A 400-nucleotide genomic window follows, 5' to 3' on the forward strand; every position below is an offset into this window, starting at 1 on the left:
CCCACTCCGGATCGCAGGTCGTGAGCGTCAGGTACCGCCCAGGCGCGGGGAAGGTGGACCGGCGCGGCACCGGGTCGTCCACCGCGATGTCGGTGGGCACGGTGCGCAGCGGTTCGCTGCGGACGGTGTACGTGTACCAGCCGGCGGCGTCCTTGAGGATCACCAGGTCGCCGGGGCGCAGCTTGGGGATGTCCTTGAAGGGGTCCCCGTACGTGCGCCGGTGGCCGGCCACCGCGAAGTTCCCGGTGCCGCCGAGCCGGGCCGTGCCGGCGTAGTGGCCCAGGCCCTTCTTCAGCAGCTCCGTGCCCGTGCCCTCAAGGACCGGCTTGTTCCAGCGCGGGCCGAAGCGCGGTACGTACATCTCGGCGAAGGCCCGGCCCGGCGGGTACGCGGCGGTCTC

1 protein-coding gene is annotated in these 400 nt (G+C 73.0%); it reads right to left on the bottom strand.

Translation table 11 applies throughout. The features are described from left to right. A partial coding sequence (locus tag G3I78_RS50125; protein WP_164437339.1) for a class E sortase occupies positions 1 to 400 on the bottom strand: 400 nt, incomplete at both ends.

It is taken from the genome of Streptomyces sp. SID13726 (assembly GCF_010548375.1).
Classification (GTDB): domain Bacteria; phylum Actinomycetota; class Actinomycetes; order Streptomycetales; family Streptomycetaceae; genus Streptomyces.